General features: G+C 48.0%; 1 protein-coding gene. It reads left to right on the forward strand.

Features of this window, described 5'->3' with window-relative positions; genetic code table 11:
* Positions 1-122: 122 nt before the first annotated feature.
* The coding region (gene priC / locus R7R78_RS26560; RefSeq protein WP_225474664.1) for a primosomal replication protein PriC at positions 123-402 on the forward strand (280 nt) is incomplete at its 3' end.

The following is a 402-nucleotide window of genomic DNA, read 5'->3' on the forward strand; positions in this document are numbered from 1 at the left end:
GCATTTGTTGGTGCGCATTCTGCAATTCGATTCGGCTCTAAGTTCATTCGTCCCGTTTTTGTCACGGTCGTGAGCGTATTGGCGATTAAGCTGGCTTATGACGCTTGGTTTGTAGGTTTATCATGAACATCGAACAACTTTCGCAAAGTTTAGAACACATGGCGAATCAAGCCGCGACATTGGATCGCCAACGAGGAGAGCATCACGTTCCGTTGTTTGATGAACGTTTATTTAGCTGCCGTTCTCGCTTACTTACCCCTTGCGTAAAAGAAGCGAAATCGACACTGGACGCGATTATCCGAGAGCAAAACGAAAATAAGCTCACCGCTTTGCGCGCGGAGTACCTCACCGAACGACTCGTAGCGCAAATTGGCGCAATTCAGCGAGAGATTTCTACCACCA

It is taken from the genome of Vibrio sp. 2134-1, assembly GCF_033339495.1.